The sequence below is a fragment of the Plantibacter sp. Leaf1 genome (genome assembly GCF_001421315.1).
In the GTDB taxonomy this organism is placed as follows: Bacteria; Actinomycetota; Actinomycetes; order Actinomycetales; family Microbacteriaceae; genus Plantibacter.
Window position 1 is genome coordinate 223 of the sequence record NZ_LMJX01000003.1, and the last position, 23,185, is coordinate 23,407.

The 23,185-nt window shown below is 67.7% G+C and carries 15 protein-coding genes and 1 pseudogene; 5 read left to right on the forward strand and 11 right to left on the reverse strand.

Translation table 11 applies throughout. The annotated features are described in order from the left end of the window. Positions 1-39: 39 nt before the first annotated feature. The 5 genes and pseudogenes from ASE44_RS13950 to ASE44_RS13970 form a co-directional block, all read right to left on the reverse strand. Entirely contained in the window at positions 40-1,719 is a 1,680-nt protein-coding gene (locus tag ASE44_RS13950; protein ID WP_056781249.1) for an amidohydrolase, read from the reverse strand. Next, positions 1,716-2,963 carry an MFS transporter gene (locus ASE44_RS18715; protein WP_056781253.1) on the reverse strand — a complete coding sequence of 416 codons (1,248 nt, stop codon included), beginning with the start codon at positions 2,961-2,963 and terminating at the stop codon, positions 1,716-1,718. The genes ASE44_RS13950 and ASE44_RS18715 overlap by 4 nt, the downstream gene beginning before the upstream one ends. Positions 2,964-3,016: 53 nt before the next feature. Continuing rightward, on the reverse strand, positions 3,017-4,045 hold the full coding sequence (locus ASE44_RS13960) for an agmatine/peptidylarginine deiminase (protein WP_082456169.1): 1,029 nt from the start codon (positions 4,043-4,045) through the stop codon (positions 3,017-3,019). 83 nt (positions 4,046-4,128) lie between these two features. Further along, a complete protein-coding gene (locus ASE44_RS13965) occupies positions 4,129-7,002 on the reverse strand; it encodes an aminotransferase (RefSeq protein WP_056781258.1) in 2,874 nt (957 codons plus the stop codon). 408 nt (positions 7,003-7,410) lie between these two features. Further along, positions 7,411-9,084 (reverse strand): annotated as a pseudogene (locus tag ASE44_RS13970) (amidase); the annotation flags it as partial. 66 nt (positions 9,085-9,150) lie between these two features. Between ASE44_RS13970 and ASE44_RS13975 the strand changes: the two are divergent. After that, complete coding sequence (locus ASE44_RS13975) at positions 9,151-9,846, forward strand: TetR/AcrR family transcriptional regulator (RefSeq protein ID WP_082456092.1); 696 nt, start codon at positions 9,151-9,153, stop codon at positions 9,844-9,846. A gap of 18 nt (positions 9,847-9,864) precedes the next feature. On the opposite strand, the gene ASE44_RS13980 is transcribed toward ASE44_RS13975, so the two are convergent. Then, a complete protein-coding gene (locus ASE44_RS13980; RefSeq protein ID WP_056781263.1) occupies positions 9,865-10,800 on the reverse strand; it encodes an alpha/beta hydrolase fold domain-containing protein in 936 nt (311 codons plus the stop codon). 229 nt (positions 10,801-11,029) lie between these two features. Between ASE44_RS13980 and ASE44_RS13985 the strand changes: the two genes are divergently transcribed. After that, positions 11,030-12,619 (forward strand): APC family permease, encoded by a 1,590-nt coding sequence (locus tag ASE44_RS13985; protein ID WP_157580001.1) that lies wholly within the window; start codon positions 11,030-11,032, stop codon positions 12,617-12,619. Positions 12,620-12,665: 46 nt separating this feature from the next. Here ASE44_RS13985 and ASE44_RS13990 read toward each other — a convergent pair whose 3' ends face one another. The 4 genes from ASE44_RS13990 to ASE44_RS14005 form a co-directional block, all read right to left on the reverse strand. Further along, positions 12,666-13,133 carry a DUF3237 domain-containing protein gene (locus tag ASE44_RS13990; RefSeq protein WP_056013328.1) on the reverse strand — a complete coding sequence of 156 codons (468 nt, stop codon included), beginning with the start codon at positions 13,131-13,133 and terminating at the stop codon, positions 12,666-12,668. After that, positions 13,130-13,609: a MarR family winged helix-turn-helix transcriptional regulator gene (locus ASE44_RS13995; protein ID WP_056781266.1), complete on the reverse strand. Its 480-nt coding sequence runs from the start codon at positions 13,607-13,609 to the stop codon at positions 13,130-13,132. Before ASE44_RS13995 ends, ASE44_RS13990 begins: the two co-directional genes overlap by 4 nt. Continuing rightward, positions 13,606-14,871 (reverse strand): flavin-dependent oxidoreductase, encoded by a 1,266-nt coding sequence (locus ASE44_RS14000; RefSeq protein WP_235522645.1) that lies wholly within the window; start codon positions 14,869-14,871, stop codon positions 13,606-13,608. Before ASE44_RS14000 ends, ASE44_RS13995 begins: the two co-directional genes overlap by 4 nt. A 62-nt stretch (positions 14,872-14,933) precedes the next feature. After that, positions 14,934-15,965 (reverse strand): LacI family DNA-binding transcriptional regulator, encoded by a 1,032-nt coding sequence (locus tag ASE44_RS14005; RefSeq protein ID WP_056781271.1) that lies wholly within the window; start codon positions 15,963-15,965, stop codon positions 14,934-14,936. A gap of 150 nt (positions 15,966-16,115) precedes the next feature. On the opposite strand from ASE44_RS14005, the gene ASE44_RS14010 reads away from it, so the two are divergent. Together ASE44_RS14010 and ASE44_RS14015 are read left to right on the forward strand one after the other, a co-directional pair. Further along, the gene (locus ASE44_RS14010) at positions 16,116-17,621 is read left to right on the forward strand and encodes an APC family permease (protein WP_056781275.1); all 1,506 of its coding nucleotides are present in this window, start codon (positions 16,116-16,118) and stop codon (positions 17,619-17,621) included. After that, on the forward strand, positions 17,618-19,216 hold the full coding sequence (locus ASE44_RS14015) for an amidohydrolase (RefSeq protein ID WP_056781277.1): 1,599 nt from the start codon (positions 17,618-17,620) through the stop codon (positions 19,214-19,216). Before ASE44_RS14010 ends, ASE44_RS14015 begins: the two co-directional genes overlap by 4 nt. 1,059 nt (positions 19,217-20,275) lie before the next feature. Here ASE44_RS14015 and ASE44_RS14020 read toward each other — a convergent pair. After that, a complete protein-coding gene (locus ASE44_RS14020) occupies positions 20,276-20,869 on the reverse strand; it encodes a TetR/AcrR family transcriptional regulator (protein WP_056781279.1) in 594 nt (197 codons plus the stop codon). Positions 20,870-20,967: 98 nt separating this feature from the next. Between ASE44_RS14020 and ASE44_RS14025 the strand changes: the two genes are divergently transcribed. Then, complete coding sequence (locus ASE44_RS14025; protein ID WP_056781281.1) at positions 20,968-23,139, forward strand: glycoside hydrolase family 3 C-terminal domain-containing protein; 2,172 nt, start codon at positions 20,968-20,970, stop codon at positions 23,137-23,139. Positions 23,140-23,185: the final 46 nt, after the last annotated feature.

Below are 23,185 nucleotides of genomic sequence, written 5' to 3' on the forward strand. Positions count from 1 at the left end.
TAGTGCCCGGCTCGGGTCGACGCCGGCGGGGGTGTGGTGTCAGTCCGACTCACGAGGTGGATCGTCTGGTCCGGATTGGTCCGGGACGTCCAGGGACCCCGCCGAACGGAAGACGACGTCACCGTCCGTCATGGTGAAGGCCACAGTGTTCTCGCGGAACCCGCCGGCGTCCAACGGATGCCGATCCAACGCGACCAGGTCTGCGAGGTACCCCGGTTCGAGACGCCCGATGCGGCCGTCGGCGGCGAAGGACGCCGCCGAGTCGATCGTCGCGTGTCGGAGTGCGGCATCGGGGAGCACTGCGGAGTGCAGGGTGTGTGCGGGCAGAGCCGGATCGATGACGGAGCGTCGCGTCGTCGCGATGTAGAGGTTGTCCAGCGCTTCATGCGGCGCGGTGGGGGCATCGGTTCCGAACGCCAGCCGTGCTCCGGCGTCGCTGAACGACCGCCACGGATATCCGCGCTCGGCCCGTTCGTCGCCGAGCTGCGCACGCCAGTTCGGTTGGATCGCGGGGTCGGCGTGCACGGGTTGGACCGACGCCGTGACCCCGAGTGCGGCCATCCGCGCGGGCGTCGCCTCCGAGACCACCTCGAGATGCTCCAGCCGCGGGCGTCGGTCCCATGACGGGTTCAGTTCCACGACCGACTCGAGTACCTCCAGGGCCACGTCGCTGGCGAGGTCGCCGATGGCGTGGATGGCGATCCGTAGGCCTGACGCGTCGGCGGCGATGGCCACTTGTTCGAGCCGCTGGGGGTCCCACATCAGGTCGCCGTTACTGCCGTCGGCATAGGGGTACGTCATTGCCGCCGTGCACGCGTCGATCACGCCGTCCAGGACGAGCTTGACCCCGATCATCGAGAGCCAGTCCGACCCGTCGGCGGCGACCTCGGCTGCGCGACGGATCTGGGCCAGGTTGCCCTCGTCATCGCCGGTGTCGACCACCAGCCAGTGCGCCGAGACGCGGACGGGTAGGGAACCCCCGAGTTGGGAGGCCGCCGTTCGGAGCGCCCGCCAACCGTCCTCGTCCATCCCCATGTCGATGACGGACGTGACTCCGGCCGCCGCGAACGCGTCGAGCGCCCGGAGCACGGACTCCACGCGATCGGCATCGCTGGTCGTCGCCGTGACATGGGCCCAGCCGATCTCATGCGCGGCACGCTCATAGAGCATTCCGGTCGGCTCGCCGGACGGGTCCCGAGACAGTCGGCCGCCGGCTGGATCGGGCGTCGACGAGTCGACTCCGAGGGCCTGCAGGCCAGCCGTGTTCACCCAGATCGAGTGCATGTCGTTCGAGTCGAGGAAGACGGGGATGTCGGCGACCACTTCGTCGATCATCGCAGCCGTCGGCTCACCGTCGACCGCGTCGAAGAGCCAGCCGCGGCCGCGGAGGACGGTCGCATCGTCGCCCAACCGGAAACGTTCGGCGGCGAGTCGCCGCTGGATCTCCGCGAGGTCGGCTGCGTCGGTGAGTGCGACGTTCGCCAGGCTCTGGCCGGTCCACACGAGATGCACGTGCGAGTCGACGAATCCGGGAAGGAGGACGGTACCGCTGGCGTCGATCACGACGTCGTCCGGTCGAACGCTGACACGCTCACCGACGGAGCGGATCCTCCCGTCCTCGACGACCACGTCCACGGTGTCGGTCGTAGCGGCTCGGGTAGCTGCACGCGCGCCCGGATCCATGATCCGAGCACCCGAGATGATGGTGCGAGCGTTCATCGGATCATCTCCTTTGTTGCGACGGTCGATTTCTCGGATGTGTCCATCCGCTGTTCCACGCGGGTGGACAGACGGGCCACGACGACGACCGGTACCACCAGCATCCAGCTGACGAGCGCAATCGCCCACCCGAAGCCGGGGTACCCGAACGTCTCCGCCAGCCATCCGCCGACCAGTGGCGAGAAGGCCGATCCAAAGAGGTAGACGCCGATCGCCGGGCCGGAGAACCGACCGTTCGCGTCCAAGGCGGCTGCTGTGGCGATGAACAGGAGGAACACGGCCAGGTAGGCGGTGTTCCAGGCGATCAGCGCGATCGTGTAGACGGTCGGGTCCGTCGTGACCGCTGCGACGAGCTTCAGCGCTCCGCCCGCGACGAGGAGGACCGCGAGCGGAACGGCACGGCCGATCCGTTCGCCGAGGAACATCAGGACGACCGCCGCGACGAGTCCGCCCGCGCTCGAGGCGCTCAGGACGAGGCCGAGGCCGGCCTCGGTCAGACCGGACTGATCCGCGCCGATGATGCCGGCGAGCGCCCACACCGAATCCTCGCTCACGGCCCAGACCGCGTACATGGCCAGAAGTGCGACTCCGGCGATGGTGATGGAGCGGGAGGGACGTGGGTTCCCCGTGGTTACGTGCTGGCCGGATGCTGCCGAGGGGAGGGGATCGACTGCGACGATCGGTGCTCGAGGCAGCCAGGTCGCGGCGAAGAAGAGGAGGAACGCCGCACCGGCGATGACACCGAAGACGCTGCCGGTCGTGATGCCGATCAGCGGCACGACGGCCAGGATGATCGTCACGACGACGCGGTTGACCAGGCCGTTCGCAGCTGACATCCGGTTCGGGTTGCGCAGCGCTGCGAGTGCAGCACCGCTTGCGGAGAGCGCCCCGCCGGTGCCGACACCTCCCGCGACGATCGCAATGACGGTGACACTGGCACCGGGGTTGAGCGCTGCCACGGTGAACGCCACGGCCGCCAGTGCCAGGCCGATCCGCGCGACGAGGGTGCGACGCGCTCCCTCGGCCAAGCGGGTGGTGGCCACGCACGACACCGCGCTGGCGAGCAGGGAACCGGTCATCACTGCGCCGGCCTCGGTGGCCCCCATGCCGAGCGACTGCTCGAGCGCGAGGACCATGAAGGGGAGCAGATTGCCGGCAAGCAGCCCCAGCACGGACAGCCCGAAGGTGGATATGGCGCGTCTCGTGTTGAGTGGGAGCCGCGTGTCGTTACCGGTTGGAGCCATGATGACCTCGTTCCCCGGCTCGATCGCCGGATGTGTCGGTATGGAGGGGGAGCTCAGCTCACGGCGGTGAGCGCCGGCTGTTGTTGGGTGATGCAGTGGATACCGCCGCCACGGGCGAAGAGTGGCAGTGCGTCGACGGTGGAGATGGTGCGTCCGGGGTAGGCGTCACTCAGGATCGAGCGTGCCCGGGCGTCGGCTGCCTCCTCGCCGAAGCCGCAGGCGATCACCCCGCCGTTGACCACGAGGTGGTTGACGTAGCTCCAGTCGACGAAGCCCCCGTCGTCGCGGATCGTCGCCGGCCCGGGCAGCGGGACGATCTCCACCGAACGTCCGAGCGCTTCGAACTGCTCCTCCAGCTCGCGCCGGAGGAGCGGCATCACCGCTGCGTCCGGGTGCCCCGCGTCGAGCTGGTCGTGGAGGAGTAGGCGGTCCGGAGCGGCGAAGGTCGCGACGATGTCGACGTGGCCGTTCGTGCCCAGATCCTCGTAGTCCCGCGTCAGCCCCTGCGAGAGCCAGACCGCGTGCTCGGCGCCGATCGTCCGAGCCATCTCCGCCTCGACGCGCGCTCGGTCGGCGAAGGGGTTACGTCGAGGATCGAGCTGAACCGTCTCCGTGAGCAGGACGGTGCCGGTCCCGTCGACGTGGAGTCCGCCACCTTCCGCGACCAGCAGGGAGGAGACGATCTCCGCGCCGACGTGCTCGCCGACGAGTCGAGCGACGCGAGCGGACTGCTGCCACTCCGCCCACGCCGGGGCACCCCAACCGTTGAAGATCCAGTCGACCGCGCCGAGCGTTCCCGGTCGGTCGGGATCGAGGACGAAGGTCGGTCCCATATCCCGCATCCAGAACTCGTCGACCGGCGCTTCGATGATCTCGATGGACGGGTCCAGCATCCGTCGTGCGCGCCCGATCTCGGTCGGGTCGACCACCATCGAGACGGGCTCGAACTCCAAGATCGCATGAGCCACCGCGGTCCAGGCGGCGTAGCCTTCCTCGCGGGCGGCGAGCGTGTCTCCGAGGGTGAAACCCTCGCGCGGGAAGGCCATCCACGTTCGGGTGTGTTCCGCGGTCTCAGCTGGCATGCGCCACATGGGGGTACTCGATTCGGTCGGGGTGGGTGGGAGAGGATGACGGTTCGGGACGACGGTGGAGCTCGTCGAGCGGTTCACCAGCCCGTCGCCAGGACGTGTGCGACGGCGTCGACGAAGTAGTCCGCGGACTCCTCGGTGATGCAGAGGGGTGGCTTGATCTTGAACACGTTGAGGTGGTCCCCGGTCGGTTGCATGATGACCCCGAGCTCTCGCAGCCGGTCGCAGATGGCTGCCGTCTCGAGCGTCGCGGGTTCGAGCGTGTCCTGATCCCGGATGAATTCGAGTCCCAGGTAGAGCCCGGAACCATGGACGGCACCGATGATCGGATACTGATCGCGCAGGGTTTCGAGCCGCGACTTCAGGTGACTGCCGACCCGTCGGGCGTTCTCCTGCAGGCCTTCGTCGCGGATGACGTCGAGGACGGCCAGACCGACCACCGATGAGAGCGGCGAGCCGCCGGTCGACGAGAAGAAGTAGCCCTGCGTCCGATACCGATCGGCGATCGCCCGGCTTGTGATCACGGCCCCGATCGGCTGACCGGCGCCGATCGACTTCGCGACGGCCACGACGTCGGGCACGGCGTCTTGCTGCTGGAACCCCCAGAACCACTCGCCCAGGCGGCCGAACCCGACCTGGACCTCATCGGCAATCGCGATGCCGCCGTGGCGCCGGACCGCCGCGTACACCTGACGGAGGTAGCCGTCGGGCAGTGCGACGCCGCCCGCGTTGCCGAAATAGGACTCGCAGAGGAAAGCTGCGGGTGGGGTGCCGGCTGCGGCGAGGGCGTCGATCACCTCCGCCGCCTCCGGTGCGTACTTCACCGCATCGGCACCACGATGGGAGCCCCGGTAGGAGTTGGCTGCGGCGACGGTGTGCACCCAGTCGGGACGCGTCTCGAGCGCAGACGGGTTGTCGGCGATCGAGGTTGAGACGGCGTCGCTCGCGTAGGTCCACCCGTGGTACGCCTCACGCATCGCGACGACGTCGTCCCGGCCGGTCGAGGCCTGCGCGAGACGGATGGCCAGATCGACCGCTTCCGAGCCCGAGTTCACGAAGAACACGGTGTCCAGCTCGTCGGGCAACGTCGCTGCGATCCGCTCCGCGTAATCGGCGATGGCCCGGTAGTGGAACCGCGAGTTCGTGTTCAGGAGCCGCAGCTGTCGGTACGCCGCATCTGCGACTCGGGGGTGCGCATGGCCGACCGACGCGATGTTGTTGACCATGTCCAGGTAGACCCGCCCCTCCACGTCGATGAGGTACTCCTTCCACCCGCGTTCGATCTGAGGCGGGTGGGCGTAGTAGTGCTCTTGCACCTCCGCGAGCACGGCGTCGCGACGGCCGAGCACGTCGTCGCGGGGGTCCGGGTGTTGCGGGGAGAGGCCGAATGCCGGTCCGGGGTCGCCGAGGAGCGATCGCCACCCGGGTACGAGGGCCGCAGTGGTGCGTTCCGGGGCGGGGGACTCCGGACCGTGGTGCAGCTGGACGAACAGTGGTGTGCGCGCGGGCAGGACGTCGGCTCCGGTGACGGGCAAGCCGGAGACGGTGATCGTCCCGTGCTCGCCTGTGACGGCGATCATGCCCGGCCGGACGGCGCTCACCGTGCCGAGGCGGTCGACCGGTGTCGCTTCGGCGAGCCACAGGCTCATCCCGGTGGGGACGGTCGCCGGGGCGGACGGGGTGCGAGCAGGTGCGCCGGTGAGTACAGGCCGCCACGGCGGGAGGAAAGCGGCGTCAGCCCCGTCGTCCAGGGCTGCCAGGGCCGCGCCGGCGAGCGTGTCCTCGCGCATCCAAGCGCCTTCGGCGTTCACCTCGGAGAGAGTGCCGGCATCGATGGCGACCCCGCGAGCGAAGGTGAGTAGGGGAGCCCCCAGCCACTCGACGCCGGCACGGGATGGTTCCCCCAGGGCGTCGCGGATGAGGGTGGTCATCACCTGCACGGGCACGGATGCCGCGACCTCCAGGATGCGCATCTCGCGATCGAGGGCATCGCTCGCGTAGGTGTTCTCCCGGTCCAGTCGAACCTGCTGACGGCCGCTCAGTGCGAGCACGGCGCCGCGCAGCACGACCAGGGGCCAGAGCGCGGTCCGTTCGTGTTCATCGAGCGGTCGGCGTGCGTGGAAGGCCCTGATCGCAGGAAGCCCGGAGGTGATCGTCGCCCCGTCGTGGTGGAGGATCGAGGACACCGTCACCGCGATCTCGCCCACGCGCCACGAGCGGACGACGTCCCCGAAGTCGATCACCGCGTCCGGGAGTGGTTCGTCGGAGCGGCGCAGCACGTTGTCGTCGGTGATGTCGAAGTGTCCGGCCTGGATCGGCAGTCCGTCCGCTACGCGGTCGAGGGCGAGGAGCGCGTCGTCCGCGGCGGCTCGGATGGTCGCCCGCACGTCGGCCTCCGGCTCCAACGGGAGCAGCGTGTCGATGACGCGGCCGGCATGCCTGAGGTCCCACTGGAGCACCCGATCTGCGGCCGGGTGCTCGAAGTCGGCGAGGGCCAGGCTGACTCTCGCCGCGAGATCCCCCATGCGCTCGACGACGGCGGCGGAGAGATGACCGGAGCCCATCAGGGTCCGTCCTTCGAGGTTCTCGATCACCCGCGCGTGGATGCGACCCTGCGAGGTGTCCCACCAGGCGCTCATCGTGCCCCGCGGTCCGACGACGGCACGGGGGACTCTGAGCGCTGGCTCGCGTTCACCGACGAGCGCGGATGCGGCGTCCTGCATCGCGATCTCGGTCTCGCTGAAGGCTGGGTTGCTCAGCTTCAGCACGCCGAGCGGGTTGCTTGAACCTCGTTCGAAGACCCGGAAGTTCTGATCCTGCTGACTGCCGAGCGACCGGACGTCGACGTCGACGCCGAACGTGGCGGTGAACAGCCTCCGGACCTCGTCATCCGGGAGTGCCGGCGAGGGGAGCTCGACGTGTTGGAAGTAGTCGAAGTACTCGGTCCCCATGATGTTTCTCCAATGGTCTACAGATGGTGAGGTGGAAGTGGAGCTGAACGTTCGAGGTCAGAAGGGCGCTGCCAGCGTCGTGGCGACAGCCCCGACGGTGGCTCCACCGGACTGCCTGACCACGACCACGACGAGGGGACCGTACGGCGCCCGCCATTCGCTGTGCGGCTGCTCGAAGCGACCGGCGGGGACGGTGAGTTCGCCCTCGAGCCGGTCCCCTCGCCGGGTGAGTTGCACCGGCACGCCGTCGACGGAGGCGACGGCCTCATCGGCGACGCCACCGGTTACCGTGGCCGTGAACCGGACCACGTCGTCGTGCGCTCCAGCGTCGACCGTCACCGTTCCGATCGCCACGGTGATCGAACCCGGTGCGGCGGGAGCTGCGGTGGGGAAGAGTTGCTCGGTCGCGAGCGTCGGCGTCCTCCCGGGTGCTACTCGTCGCTGACGGAGGGACTCGACGGCTGCGGCGATCCGCATGAGGCGAACGTCGTCGTGCGCGCGCCCGGCGATGGTCGCGCCCACGGGCATTCCCAGGTCGTCCATGACGCCCATCGGGACGGTGAACGTCGGGACCCCGAGGTGCCTCGGCACCAGGTTGCCGTTCGACACCCAGACACCGTTCTGCCAGGCGATGTCGGCGGATCGCGGGTTCACGTCCGCATCCGCCGGGCCGATGTCGGCGGCTGCGGGGAAGATCACCGCATCGAGGCGTTCCTCGTCCATCCAGGCTTCCAGGTCGCTGCGCCGCGCCGCTTCCAGGCCGCGAAGCCCCTGTTCCAAGCCGGGGATCTCGGCCCAGTCGACGACGCGCTCAGCGGCCCGCGGGACGTAGTCGGCGATGTCGTACGCGATGTCGAACGGGAACCGACCGTATCGGTCGTCGAGGGCTCCCTGCGGCTTGGGGAAGATGCGCGGCGCGTCCGCGTCGGCGAGCCGGTGGAGCGTCGGGTCGGCGTTCCGTCGGAGGTGGTCGTCCATCGCCCAGATCGATAATGCGCCCACCTCGTCGAGGAGGTACTGCTCCGTGACCAGGCCTCGCTCGACGAGGTCGAGGTCGCCCTCATGCAATCGCTCGTAGTTGTCGACTGCCGGGAAGGCGGTTTCGACCACTTCCGCGCCGGCGGCCTCGAGCTCAGCTCGCAGGGTCGACCAGAGGGCGATGACACTCTCACGGGTCGTGATCGGGTGGGCGGACTCGGCGTCTCCATTGATGTACATCCGCGGCACCGCGAATCGCAGACCCTTCAGGGGCAGTGGGTCGAGGTCGACGAGCGAGCCGGGTCGCAGCTCCGACGGGCGGGGGAGAGCGATCCACGGCTGGGTCCGCCAGAAGTCGCCGTCCGTGTCCAGGTCGTCGGCGATCAGCGTGTCCACGACGATCTGCATATCGGACATGGTCCGGGTGTGCGGAACGACGACGTCCATGGTCGGTACCAACGGCCAGTTGCCTCGGAGGGAGATCACGCCGCGGGACGGCGTGTACGCCACGAGCCCGTTGTTCGACGCCGGCGCCCGGCCCGAGGACCAGGTCTCCTCTGCGAGTCCGAAGGCGGCGAAGCTCGCCGCCGTCGCCGTACCCGACCCGTTCGACGATCCGGAGCCGAAGGCCGACGTCAGGAAGCCGGGATCGTACGGGGATTCCGCCCGACCGTAGAGACCGCGCTGCATCCCGCCGGCCGCCATCGGCGGCATGTTGGTCAGACCGAGGAAGACCGCGCCGGCCTTCCGGAGTCGGTCGATGGCGAACGCATCCCGCGACGCGACGACGTCGGAGAAGGCAGGAGATCCGGCTGACACGGTCATCCCCGCCACGGCGTAGCTGTCCTTCGCGGTGAACGGGATGCCGTCGAGCAGCCCGAGCGACGCTCCGTCGGCACGCCGGAGATCGGAAGCGCGCGCGTCGTCGAACGCGCGGGGACTGATGACAGGAACGGCGTTGAGCCGGATGCCCGACCGATCATAGAAGGCGATGCGATTGAGATAGCGGGCGACGAGTTCCACGCTCGTCACGAGCCCCTCGTCCATCGCAGCGTTCAGCTGCCGAATGTCGGCTTCGACGACGGTGAAAGTCGAGTTGTCCATGAGTCTCATTTCCGAATACGCACGGCGATCCGGCGCGTTGGGACTAAAACATACAGCGTTTGTTTCTTGAGCACCAGACTTCTTCAACGGATAGGCTGGGGTGCGTACAAGGAGGTTCCTATCGCTCGACCGCCGAGACCCCTACTCAGTCGTGATCTCATCGCCCGCACCGCCCTCGCACTCGTGGACCGAGAGGGCGTCGAGGGTGCGAGCATCCGCCGTGTGGCCGCGAAGCTCGGCGTGAATCCGGCGTCGTTGTACAACCACGTGCCGAGCCGTGCCGCCATGGTCGAGGACGTACGAGCGCTGGTGTCGGCGCCGATCGACTCACGGCCGCTCGTCGAACAGCCGTGGGAGGAGGGATTGTTCGCCTGGGCGACGTCCTACCGACGGGCGTTCGCGAACCATCCGAAGACGATCCCGCTCCTCATGACCACCAAGGTGTCCGCGCCAGTGCTCCTCGCCGAGTACGAGGACTTCGTCGTCGCGGCGGAAGCCGTCGGATGGCGGATCGGCGACGTCCTGCCGCTCCTGACCGCGTTCGAGTCGTTCATCCTGGGCAGCGTGCTGGACATGTCTGGTCCGACCGTCGTCTTCGATCCCAGCGGACAGGAGGATCGGTTCCCCCGGTTCGCCGCGGCGTTCGTCGCTCTGGAGGACGAGGACCCGCTCGACCCGGTGGCGACGCGAGCGTTCGAGCTGGGGCTACGGATGCTCATCGCGTCCGCTCGGCCGCAGGGCCGACCGACCGAGGAACGCTAGGCCGCGACGCGCGGCGGCTCAAATCCCCATGAGTGCTCGGGTGCGATCCGCCCTCCAACGGTCCGCGAACGCCGAGTCGAGGGCCATCGAGTCGTAGGCGTGCGGTGCGCCGGGGTGGACGTGCAGTTCCGTCTGTACCCCCGCCCGCAACAATCTGCGCGCGTAGTCGATGCTCTCATCGCGGAAGAGGTCGACGCTTCCGACCTCGATGTATGCCGGCGCAAGGCGCGAGAAGTCCCCGAGCCGTGCGGGGGCGGCATACGCCGAGACCGCGTCGGTCCCCAGACGGTCGCCGAGCAGCGCATGCCAGCCGGTGTAGTTGTCGTCGTCCGTCCAGATGCCCGGTCGGCCGAGTGAGGGATCCGCGCCGACCGTGCGATCGTCGAGCATCGGGAAGATGAGGATCTGGCGGGCGACTTCGATCCCGTTGTTGCGCGCGATGATCGCCGCCGCCGCCGCGATTCCACCGCCGGCGGAGTCTCCCATGAGTGCCAGCCGGTGTGGATCGACCCCCAACTCGGTCGCGTGTTCGGACAACCAGCGCAGGGCGGCCATCGCGTCCTGCGCCGGGGTGTCGCCAGTGGCGGCGGGGGCCAAGCGGTAGTCGACGGAGAGGATCGGCACCCCGGACCAGTGCACGTGGTGCGCCACGTAGGGGTGGTAGATCTCGACCGAACCGGCGATCAGACCGCCGCCGTGCAAGAACACCACCGCCGATCCAGGCGCCGATCCGACGCGGCTGTACCAGCGCGCGAGGATCTCCTGCCCATCGTCCACCGGCAGGCGGACATCACGATGCGAGACGTCGGGTGTGGGACCCATGCGCCGGAACTCCTCCGCGAGGAGCGGATCGAGCGCGGCGCGGCGGGCTGCGGCGTCGCCCCGCGGCAGTCTTGGAGCCGCGGCTGCTTCCGTCAATGCGGCGTCGAAGATCGGATCGACCGTGATCGGCACGTTGTCTCCTTGGGTCGCGTCCGGGCCGGGTCCCTCGCGTCGAAAGGAAAACATACACCGTATGTCGGTCTAGGTCGAGAGTGAATATCCAGTAAAGAAATCGCTATTGACACAATTGCGCATTGACTCCTAACGTCAGCTTCTGGTCGGCCTCTCTCAGGTGACACGACCCGTTCGCCGTCATCGACGACGCGCGTCCTGCATCACCCTCGAGAAAGACTGGCCTGGCGTGGACACGTTCGACCTCAGCGGCCCGAGCCCGCAGACACGTTCCCTGGACGCCGTGACCGGCTTGAGCAGGAAAGGCCTGCCCCGGGGACAGATCGGGGTGCTCGGAGCGCTGGTCCTGGGGATCTCGACCTGTGCGCCGGCGATCACGCTCACCGCGTCGGTCGGCCCGGCGGCGAGTGTGGTGGGGGATCAGACCCCCGCGATCTTCCTCGTCGGCTTCATCCCGATGCTCCTCGTGGCGTTCGGATACCGGGCGCTGAACACGGCGATGCCGGATTCGGGGACGTCGTTCACCTGGGGCTCGCGTGCCTTCGGGCCGTGGGTCGGATGGCTCACCGGTTGGGGACTCGTGGCATCGACGGTGCTCGTCCTGTCCAATCTCGCAGGCATTGCCGTCGACTTCTTCTACCAGAGCCTCGCGATCCTGTTCCGCGATCCATCGCTGGCGCTGTTGACGGAGAACCCGGCCATCAACGTCGCGACCTGTCTCGCCTTCATGGCGATCGCCACGTTCATCTCCTACCGGGGGATGACGTCAACCAAGGTGTTCCAGTACTGCGCCGTCGCGTTCCAGATGGCCATCCTCGTGTGGTTCCTCATCGCCCTCCTCGCCGGAGCGGCCGACGACGCCAACCCGGCCGGCCGCGTCCCGGACCTGTCGTGGTTCGACCCGACCCGCATCGACGGATTCAGTGCATTCTCCGCAGGGCTCGCCGTCTCGATCTTCGTCTATTGGGGATGGGACACGGTCCTCACGATGGGCGAGGAGACCAGGGCCGCGCGCGGCCGGATCTCCACCGAGAGCAAGGCGGCATCGATTCTTCTCGTCCTGCTCGTCGTGATGTACGTCGGGATCGCGGCGGCGACCCTCGCATTCGCCGGCACCGGTACGACCGGGACCGGACTCGGTAATCCGGACATCGCGGAGAACGTCTTCGCCGCGCTCGCGAACCCGGTGATGGGACCTGCGGCGATCCTGTTGTCCCTGGCGATCCTGGTCAGCGCCATGGCATCCATCAACTCGACCGCGATCTCGCCGGCGCGCACGATGCTCGCGATGGCCCACTACGGCGCCCTTCCCGCCGGGCTGAAGCGCATCCATCCGCGATACAAATCGCCGTCGGCAGCGCTCCTGACCTCATCGATCGTCGCGTCCGTGTTCTACGCGGTCCTCCGCTTCGTGAGTGAGGACACGCTCTGGGACACGATCACGACGCTGAGCATCATGGTGTGCTTCTACTACGGCCTCACCGCCTTGGCCAGTACCTGGTACTTCCGCAAGCAGGCCATTGCGACCGGCTGGAAGGCCGTGCTCGCTCAGGTGGTCCTGCCCGGGATCGGCGGGGTGATGCTCCTGGTCATCTTCGCGCAGACTCTCTGGGACGCCATGGACCCGGCGTTCGGCTCCGGAAGCCAGATCCTCGGGGTGGGGCTGGTCGGCATCATGGGTGTGCTGGTGTTCGTGGTCGGCATCGTCATCATGTTCATCCAGGCGAAGGCCTCACCCGCCTTCTTCCGCGGCGAGACCCTGAGCCGCTCCGATGCGGTCGCCGATGCGGCCCTCGACGAGCAACGCCTGCTGTCGTGACCGCGGGGCTCCGCCGGAGACTCACCGGGCATCCAGCAGTGGGCTGCTAGGTGACGCGGTAGGCGCGGTACTCGACCGTCGCCGCGCGCCGGACGCAGGACGCGACGAACAGCGAGTGCTGAAGGTGCTCCAGCCGGGGAGCGGAGGTCTCGATGCTGACACTGGTGCGGAAGTAGTACTCGGCGGGTGGGACCTCGGCCCCCGCGAGGAGTGACGCGAGGACGGCTGGGCTCCCACTTCGCACGCCGCTGACCCGCAGATGGACGAGGTCTCCGGACCGCGTCCGCGCCGAGTACCGCCCGTCGATCTCCAAGGCGCCGTCGGTACGCATGATCTGCCAATCGGCTCCGCCGGGAAGGATCTCCGCCTCGACATCACCGCGCAGCGAACCGCCGGTGACCGGGATGATCCGGCGGTGGCCGGCTCGAGTGGGTCCGTGGTCCTGGAGCTCGCCCAGGGTCACGATCGCGTCGAAGGCTGGGACGAGCGTGGGTACAGGTGCCTGGGTGGTCATGTGCGGAGGTCTTTCGATCGGTGGTCGGGGAGCGGTTTCGGTCGGGTCTGCAGGGCCGCGCGGAGTCGTTCCAACGAGGGCAGCGCATCGGACAGGAGTCGTTGATCGTCCGGACCGAGGGCGCCGGTGACGTCGGCCAGGATTTCGGTGGCTGCCTGGTCGAACGCGGTGAGGTGCTGGAGCGCCAGCGTTGAGGCGCGCACCTCGACCTGGCGACGGTCACCGGCCCCCGGCTGCCGGGTGATGAGATCGGCCTGCTCCATTCCGGCGAGCAGATTGCTCAACGTCGACCGCTGGAGGCCCAGCTCGGCTGCGAGCTCGCCAGGCGATCGGACCACCCCGGGCGGAAGCGCCCGCAAGACCTCGATCTGCGCGTCCGGGATGTTCGGCAACCCCTCCCGCTCCTTCGCTGCGGCGAGCAACGCCCGCCGCAGCGGCGAGATCACGGCGGCGAGTCGCGAGGCGTCGAGCGTCATGCCCGCACCCGGGCGCTGAGCGACGGGCGCAGGTTCAGCGCCTCGGGATGGAACCCGGCAGCCCGCTTGTACCCATCCGCGATGGCCGCGAGCTCCGCGGCCGGGATCACGTCGTCGATGTGCTCGAACCCCTCGGGCGCGCGCTCGTAGGCGAGTTGCATCACCTGTTCCGGGCCGGTCCTGCGGGTCTCCTCCAGCAGGGCGGCGGTGCGTGGGCGGCGTTCCGCCTCATAGCTCTCCAAGGCCTCGTCGACCGTCGCGCAGGTCGCGAGTCGATGAGCGAGCGTCCTCGCATCGATGATCGCCTGCGATGCGCCGTTCGACCCGTTCGGGTACATCGCATGCGCGGCGTCGCCCAGCAACGTCGTGCGACCGAAGGTCCAGCGCGGAAGCGCGTCCCGGTCGACCATCGGGTACTCCAGGATCTCGTCAGCCGCACCGATGAGTCCGGGGATGTCCAACCAGTCGAACGACCAGTCGCGGAAGCGCTCGACGATCGGCGCGGGATCGACTGGAGCGTTCCAGTCGACCGCTGCGGACGCTGCGCCGCGTTGCTCGGCGACGAAGTTGATGCGTGCCAGCCCGTCGGCGTCGGGCGGGGACAGCGGGTAGGCGACGAACTTCTGGTCCGAGTCGCCGGCCATGATCATCGTCGTGCCGTCCAGGAACGGCGCTGCGACCGTCGTTCCACGCCAGAGCGTCAAACCGCTCTCGCGCGGCGGGCCCTCCATCGGGTAATACTGCGCGCGCACGGCGGAGTGGATGCCGTCGGCGGCGACCACGAGATCGGCAGTGACGTCGGCCGGCCCGTCCGGCGTATCGAACACCACGCGGTCACGGTCGGTGCCGGAGATCACCTCGACGAGTCGGTGCGAGGCGTGGACCCGGTCTCCGAGGCGCTCGCGCACCACATCGAGAAGCTCGAGCTGCAGGCGCCCGCGGTGTACGGACTGCTGCGGCCACCGGTAGCCCGCGGCGAGACCACGCGGCTCCTGCCAGATGAGCTGCCCGCGTCGGTTGTGATAGCCGAGTCGTGACGGCGCGACCCCGAGCGACGCAATGCGCTCGGCGAGGCCGAGCTCGGTGAGCTCGCGGAGGGCATGGGGGAGCAGATTGATGCCGACGCCGAGTCCGCGGATCCGTGCGACCCGATCGTAGATCTGGATGTCCCGGAATCCGGCGGCTTCGAGGCTGAGTGCCGTGGCGAGTCCGCCGATGCCAGCTCCGATGATGACCACGCGCATGATGTGTCCCTCTCTCATCCGACATCGTCGTCGGCCTGAAGTGCACATAGTTTTGCATTTGAATCACCTGATGTACAGGGTCAATCTGCCGACGCCGCCCTCGTTGACCCGCGCGCCCGGAACGGCAGGTCGAGCCAGTCGACCTGCGGTGCCGCTCGAGAGACGTCGCCGTCGGAGGCTGGATCCTGCAGGAGTGCGACCAATGCGCGCCCGGCGCGGATGCCGGCCTCCCGCGGACGGAGGTCCACGGCGGAGACCGGGGGATCGACGATGAGCAGTGACGGGCTGTCCGTATACGAGGCGAGCTGGATGTCACCGGGCACCGATCGTCCGGACGCGTGCAGCGCCGTCAGCACCCCGACGCCGAGACCTTCCGGGAGGCAGAGGATCGCGTCGAGCTCGGGTCGGTCGGTGAGCATGCCGCGCACGATCTCGGACAGTTCCGGCGACGTCGGGACCCTGTGGAGCAGGGTGACATGGACGCCCACCCCATTGGCGGACGACCATTCGCGCGCCGCTTGGCTGACCTCCCGGACCCACATCTGATCGAGATCCGGAGCGAGGATGCCGATCGTGGACGAGCCGCCTTCACGCAGACGCTCGAGGACGTGGCGTACGGCCGAGGCGTGGTCGGCGGCCACCACACCGGCAGGCTGGGGTAGCTCCGGAGGAACGAGCTCCGAGCTGACCGTCGGCCGCGGGTCGCGCAGGATCGCTCGGGCCAGATCGTCGTGCGCGTCGACGTCTGCGAGGACGAACCCATCGACATGGAGTCCGGCGACTTTGCGTCCGGCGAGGTTTCCGGGGATGAGGGAGACCGTCAGCTCTTCGTCCTGTGTGCCTTCGACCAAGCCGAAGGTGAAGTTCATGTAGTAATCCATGAAGCGGAGATCCCGAGGGAGCCAGAGGCCGACCGCGCCGGCTCGCGCTCGTCGGAGGTTCCGCGCGCCGCTGTTCGTGACGTAGTCGAGTCGTCGCGCGGCATCCTGCACCTTCGCACGAGTCTCCGCGGAGACTCGTCCTCCGCCTGTGAGTGCGCGTGACGCCGTGCCTCGGGAGATGCCGCACAGGTCGGCGACATCCTGCAGCGTCGCGATTCGTCTCGTGGGCATGTCCGCTCCTCCGTGACGAGCCTAGGTGATCGATCGAGATGAACCGATGATGAACAATCGATTGCGCATCAGCTGCCGATAGTGCACACTCGGACCACAATCCGGCAGAGACCGCTCAAGGGATGCCGCCGATCAGCGAAGGAGGCACTCATGAGTGTTCAGCAACTCGACGGTGAGACGACCGAGACGACAGGCCGTTTGAAACAGGCCGCTCTCGGCCCGTGGGGGGTCGTGTTCCTCGTGGTGTCGGCAGCCGCTCCACTCAGCGCGCTCGCCGGCATCGCGCCGCTCGCCGTCCTCATCGGCGGCATCTCGGCGCCTCTGGTGTACGTCGTCGCCGGTGTCTCGCTCGCCGTGTTCTCGGTCGGGTTCCTGTTCATGGCACGTCACCTCCGCGTGATGGGCGGCTTCTACACGTACATCTCGGTGGGACTCGGGAAGGTCATCGGCCTTGCTTCCGGCTTCCTCGCGTGGATCTCCTACAACCTGCTCCAGATCGGGCTCTGGGGGTTGTTCGGACAGATGGCTGAGGCCATGTTGTCGACGATGTTCGGCGTCGCCGTACCCTGGTGGGCGCTCGCCCTCATCGGCATCGGACTCGTCATGGCGCTCGCGTCCGCTGGCGTCGATGTCGGCGCCAAGGTGCTCGGCGTGTTCCTCGTCCTCGAGACGGTCCTCCTCCTCGTCTTGGCGATCGCGATCCTCGGTCAACGGGCCGGTCAGCTGGAATTCGGCGTCCTCGCACCCGAGAACGTCTTCACACCGAATATGTTCGCCGTCCTCGGATTTGGCTTCGCCGCGTTTATGGGGTTCGAGTCCACGGTCCTGTACCGCAACGAGACCCGTGACCCGGACCGATCCATTCCTCGGGCGACCTACATCGCGGTGGCGTTCCTCGCGACGTTCTACGGTGCGACGCTGTGGGTCGTGACGCAGGCGTTCGGAGACTCCGCCGTCCAGGGAGTGATCGCCGAGGATCCTGCTGGATTCTTCTTCCGAGCCATGGGTGACTACGTCGGTCCGTGGGGCGTCATGGTGATGTTCGCTCTGATCGTCTCGAGCATCTTCGCCGGGCAACTCGCCTTCCACAACGCCATCAACCGCTACAGTTTCGCCCTCTCTCGCGACGGCATCCTCCCTCCGATGTTCTCCCGGACCAACCGACAGGGATCACCGTGGCTCGCGAGCGTCGTCCAGAACGCGGTCGCCGTCCTCGTCGTGCTCGGCTTCGGTTTCGCCGGACTCGATCCGCTGCGTTCGCTCGTCATCCTCGTCAACTCGCCCGGCGTGTACGGCGTGATCAGCCTGCAGCTCCTGACCTCGGTGGCCGTGCTGCTGTTCATCCTGCGGAACCGACACATCGCGCGCCGCTGGTACGTGCTCCCGATGGTGGTGCTCTCACTCGTGATCATGGCTGTCCTGCTGGGCATCATGGTGGTGACGATCGACAGCCTCACGTCCGCCGGACCCGTCGTGAACGGGATCATCCTCGCAGTCGTCCCCATCGTGCTGATCGGTGGCTCGATCTACGGACTCGCCCTCCGGCGGCATCGGCCCGACGTGTATGCGCGCATCGGCGGCACCGAGGGCGTCGGGATCACCGACGGCACCATCGTCACCGAGGGCGCCGCCGTGACCGGGGGTGCGCAGCGATGAGCGCAGACTTCGCCATCTTCGGAAACGTGGTCACGATGGTCGATCCATCCGACGTCGCCGAGGGCATCGCTGTCCACGACGGACGCATCGTCGCGGTCGGCCGCCGCGACGAGATCATGAACCATGTCGGCCAGGACACGAGCGTGCTGGAGCTCCAGGACTCCACGGTCCTGCCGGGATTCGTCGACAGCCACATCCACCCGGTGTTCGGCCTCGGCCTCGCGCGCGGCGCAGACCTCAACGGATGCGACTCGCTGGACGATGTCCGGCAACGGTTGTTCGCGGAACTCGACACCCTCCGCGCCGACGAGTGGCTGCTGGGGTGGGGGCTCGACCCGAACGTGTTCGGAGACGGCCCCGTCGACAGCTCGGTCCTCGACGAGGTCGCCGGCGAGCGCCCGGTCTTCATCCGATTCTTCGACGCGCATGCCGCCCTCGCATCGACGGCCGCGATGCGGATCGCGCAATGCGACGGGACCGAGACGTTCGACGACGGCTCACGTGTGGTGACCGACGCAGAAGGACGCCCGACCGGGTATCTCCTCGAGGTCAACGCGTTTACACTCGTCGAGCGGCACGTCCCGGAGCAGACGTTCGACGAGCGGGTCGAACGTCTGTACGCGTTGCTCAGGCAGATGGCAGAAGCCGGATTCACCGCGGGACAGGTACAGGATCTCGCCCCGGAGACGGAAGACCTCCTCCGGGCCATCGAAACCACCAGGGAACTCCCGATCCGACTGCGCATGTCGCCGTGGTTCTACCCCGGGACGGCGGTCGAGGAGGTCGGTCGTCTGCAGGCGTTGCAGGGCGTCGGGGGGCGACGCTGGATCGTCCAGGGCGTCAAGCTCATGATCGACGGCACCATCGACAACGGCACCGCCTGGCTCCATGAGCCGGATTGCCATGGTGAGTCCACCGCGTCGCTGTGGCTCGCTCCGGAGGGGTACCGGGAGGCCATGGTCGAACTCGACCGGCGCGCCATTCCCACCACCACACACGCGATCGGAGACGCCGGGATCGACTTCGTCGTGGACGTGATCGCCTCGCTCCCACCCGGTAGCGCGACGCACCGCATCGAACACATCGAGACGATGACCGACGAGACCCTGGCGGCGTTCATCGCCTCAGGGGCGACCGCCAGCATGCAGCCGACGCACTGCACGCTCTACACCAAGGCCGATGGCACCGACAACTGGTCACGGAGGCTGGGCGCAGAGCGGACGGCGCGGGGGTTCCGGATGCACGACCTGGTCGCCGGCGGTGTCCCGTTGGCGCTCGGTTCGGACTGGCCGGTGGCTCCGAGTGACGCGGTCGGCATCCTCGCCGACGCGCAGCTCCGTCGGCCCCACGATCGCCCGGATGTCGTTCCGATCCAACCCGAGCAGGCGCTGTCGGCGGTCGAAGCCCTTCGGGGCTTCACCATCGAGCCGCACCGGACGATCGGTCAGGAGGGAGGGATGATCGTCGTCGGCGCTCCGGCCGACCTCACCGTCCTCGACCGGGACCCGCGGACCGCTGACCCGACGACCCTCGGTGATGCCAGGGTCGTCATGACCCTCGTCGCCGGGCGGGTCGTCGTTCAACCGGAGCGCTAGCTCCGTTCGTCACAGCCGAGAGGCCTTCCGTCGACGTCAAAGCGGATTTGTGACGCGCAGCGCAAAGGGAACAATTCGGTTGGCGTCGGCGAGCGTTACTCCATTTGTATGCGCGAACACGATTACTACGCTACGGGTCCGGGGGAGAGGTGCCGCAGTCGCAACAAGGGTCGATGCTGACCGTGCCGACCGCGCGCACTCATCTTGCGGCCGCGAGGTCAGGATTCAGGTCGGAGGGGTGTCGAAGAAGGCGTAGTGCAACGATGCAGAGCGGAAGTCATCGGTGACGTCACCGACGAGGAAGCAATCAAGACCGTTGTCAGTTACGCCGCCGCCGGTTTCGGCTTCGACGTCGGTGTTGACGAAGACAACGAGTGTCGTCTGCTGCTCGGGGAGGTAGATGGTTTCGGACTTGTAGCCGGGGAGGCTGCCGTTATAGCCGACTTGCCCGTTGAGACTCCGAAGAGTCGGGTCCCGGCTGGCCTACTGTCATAATTGAAGTTATCCACGTATTTCGGTCGGTAGTTATCCACAGGCGGGGCGGCTTACGAGCCGCCCCGTTTGCGCGTCCGCTGAGCGGCCACAGACAGCCGTGTCAGCCGTTGACGTCACGGTCAGCGTCCACGATGCGCCGGCACTCGTGACGGTCGTGGAGCTGCTGACACGCGGCTGCAGGTCCTCATTGTGAGTTGCGACGAGGCCTCACGGACACGCGCGTGCTCGCGTCGATGACCACTGTTACGACCTCGACGGACCCGGGTACCAGGACGCGCAAGGGCAGCGCCTCGCCTGAGGATCGAGCCGTGCTGATCCGGCGTTGCATGAACCGAGCTACCGCCTGCGACGGCAGCTCGTAGTCCGAACCGCCATGCACCAGCACCCACCGTTACCCCAAGGTCCCGCCCCCGCTCAACCATCGCTTCTACCGGAGCGTACGACACCGGGGAGTGCGCCGCGACGGGTGTTGCGACGCTTCCCTGACCGACACTGCTGAGCCCCGCTCCATCGATCCCGCCGTTCATCATCCAAAGGTCGTCGACGACGAAGCCAGAACGGCGGCTACGCAGGCTGTCGGGCCAGCGCGCCTCCCGCGCTCCTCCATAGAGCTACCAGGTCTTCGTCTGGGAAGCGCAGCCATTGAAGCTGCAGGCCGTCGAGAATAGCGAGTACCGCGAGCGCGAAGGTCCGTGGTTGCGGGTGCCATGAAGAGGACAAGTCCGCGAGGAGATCGAGTGCAGTTCGAGTGCGCTCAGCAAAGTAGTCATGTGCCGGGTGCTGCGGATCGAGCGCCTCGGCACCGAGGATCGTATAGAGCCGCAGGAGTTCAGGTTGCCCGGCATTTCGTATCACCAAGTTGTCGAGCACTCTCCACGCGCTGTCCTCATCAAAGGTCCGGGGGTCCCGTCCCTCGACGGGCGTGGTGATCGCGAAGGCGTCGAGGTCGTCCCGGTGGAGGAGGACGGCGATCAGTAGCTCCTCGCGTGATGAGAAGTGATGCTCGATACCTGCTCGAGTCATCCCACAGTCCTCGGCCAGCTTGGAAAGGGTGAACGTGTTGTATCCGCCCTCTGCGATCTGACGGGTTGCCGCGTCGATGATCAGCGCCCGTCGCTCACTGGGCGCAAGGCGAGTTCTCCGCTGCGGCTCGGTCATGGACTCAAGCGTCGCATATTTGTCCTTGTGAAATTTGTTGCGGCTCCCTACAATTCCCTTACCTGCATCGGTGCAGGTAAGGAATGAAAGGTTTTGTGATGTCGACGAAGACGACGGAGTTCTCGCGCAGTCTCGAACGCGTCAAGAGCGGTGCCGAGCTTGCTACCGAAGTGGACGCGCTGCTCGCGTTGCTGACGGACGAGGAGAAGCTGTGGCTGCTTGACGGGGATGATGAGTTCTGGCCCGGCATGGGCGAGATGAGCGCTGGTTACAACATGCGGCCGATCATCATGGGACGCGTGGATCGACTCGGGATCCCTGGGTTGCGGTTCAGCGACGGGCCGCGGGGCGTCGTCATGGGCAACTCCACAGCATTCCCGGTCGCGATGGCGCGCGGCGCCACCTGGGATGTCGACCTGGAGGAACGCATCGGAACGGCGATCGGCGCCGAGATGCGGGCACAGGGAGCGAACTTCTTCGGAGGCGTCTGCATCAACCTCCCTCGGCACCCTGCCTGGGGGCGGGCCCAGGAGACGTACGGCGAGGACAGTCTGCTGCTCGGGGAGTTCGGGGTGGCGCTGACCCGCGGTGTCCGTCGGCACGCCATGGCTGTTGCGAAGCACTACGCGCTGAACTCGATGGAGAACGCCCGGTTCACGATCGACGTCACGGCCGATGATGCCACCTTGCACGAGGTGTATCTGCCGCACTTCCGCCGCGTCGTCGAGGCAGGTGTCGACGGCATCATGACCGCATACAACAGCGTTAACGGCGAGTGGGCAGGCGAGAACGAACGACTCATGGAGGGCATTCTCCGCGAAGAGTGGGGATTCGCCGGCGTCACCGTCTCCGACTTCATCTTCGGCCTGCGCGACGCGGCCAAGTCCCTCCGAGCCGGTCTCGACGTTGAAGAGCCGTTCCGACAGCAGCGGGCCGGGCAACTGCCTGCCGACCTCGAAGCGGGTCGAGTGGTGTGGTCCGACGTCGATCGGGCGGCACGTCGGATCCTCGCGACGCAGCTCGCATTCTTCGCTCGGCCGCTCGATGCGGAGCCAGGCCTCGAGGTCGTCTTTTCGCCGAAGCACCGTGCACTGTCGCGGGAGGCCGCCGCGACGGCGATCGTGCTCCTCAAGAACGACGACGTCAACGGTGCACCGCTCCTCCCGCTGAACCGTGAGGGGCTGGATCGGGTTGCGGTCATCGGGCGTCTCGCCGACCTGCCGAACACGGGCGACGGCGGTTCCTCGAATGTCCGCTCACCCGAGGTCATCACGCCGTTGCGCGGTCTGCAGGCCGCGCTGCCGGACGCTACGGTGACGTTCGCCGGCGAAGACGACCCACAAGCAGCCGCTATCGCGGCAGCAGGAGCCGATGTGGCGATCGTCGTCGTCGGATACACCGCGGCCGATGAAGGTGAATACATGGGCGATCTCACATCGCAGCCGGAGTTGTTGAACCTGTTTCCGCCAGCTCCCGAGGGCGTGGACCTCGCCGCACTCATGGCCGGCGCCGGCGACTCGCAGCACACCATGGGAACAGCACTCGGCGGTGACCGGCGCTCCCTCCGCGTCCGCTCGATCGATGCCGAGATCATCCGAGCGACCGCCGCCGCGAATGCGCGGACCGTCGTCGTCATCGTCACCGCCGGCGCAGTGATCACCGAAGAATGGCGCGACGCCGTCCCCGCCGTGCTCGTCGGCTGGTACAGCGGCAGCGAGGGCGGCGCGGCACTCGCGGACGTCATCCTCGGTGAACGCGACGCAACCGGACGACTCCCATACTCAATTCCCACCAGCGAAGACCACCTCCCGGCGTTCGACATCAACGCCGCCGCCATCACCTACGACCGTTGGCACGGTCAGCGACTGCTCGACCGGGACGGCCACCAGGCCGCCTTCCCTCTCGGCTTCGGCCTCTCGTACACCAAGTTTGACATCGAGACGATCGAACTCGGCGACGTCGACGGCGAGGAATTCCCCGCCCTCGTCACCGTCCGGAACACCGGAAAACGTCCCGGCCGACACGTGGTGCAGCTCTACGCTGCGGTCGACGCTCCGGACTTCCCACAGCGGGTCCTCGTCGGCTTCGCTCCGGTGACCCTCGAGACAGGAGAGACCCGGACGATCCGCCTCGCGGGTTCCACCCGTCCACTTCAGCGATGGACAGACGCCGGGTTCGCGCCTGCCGCAGACAGTGTTCGCATCGAGGCGGCAGCGTACTCGGGCGACCACGACGCCGTATCGGCAGGGCTGCATCTAGCGCGCTCCTGACGAGTATCGCTACCGCGGCGCACGGCTTCCCTCCTGGCTGGCCGGC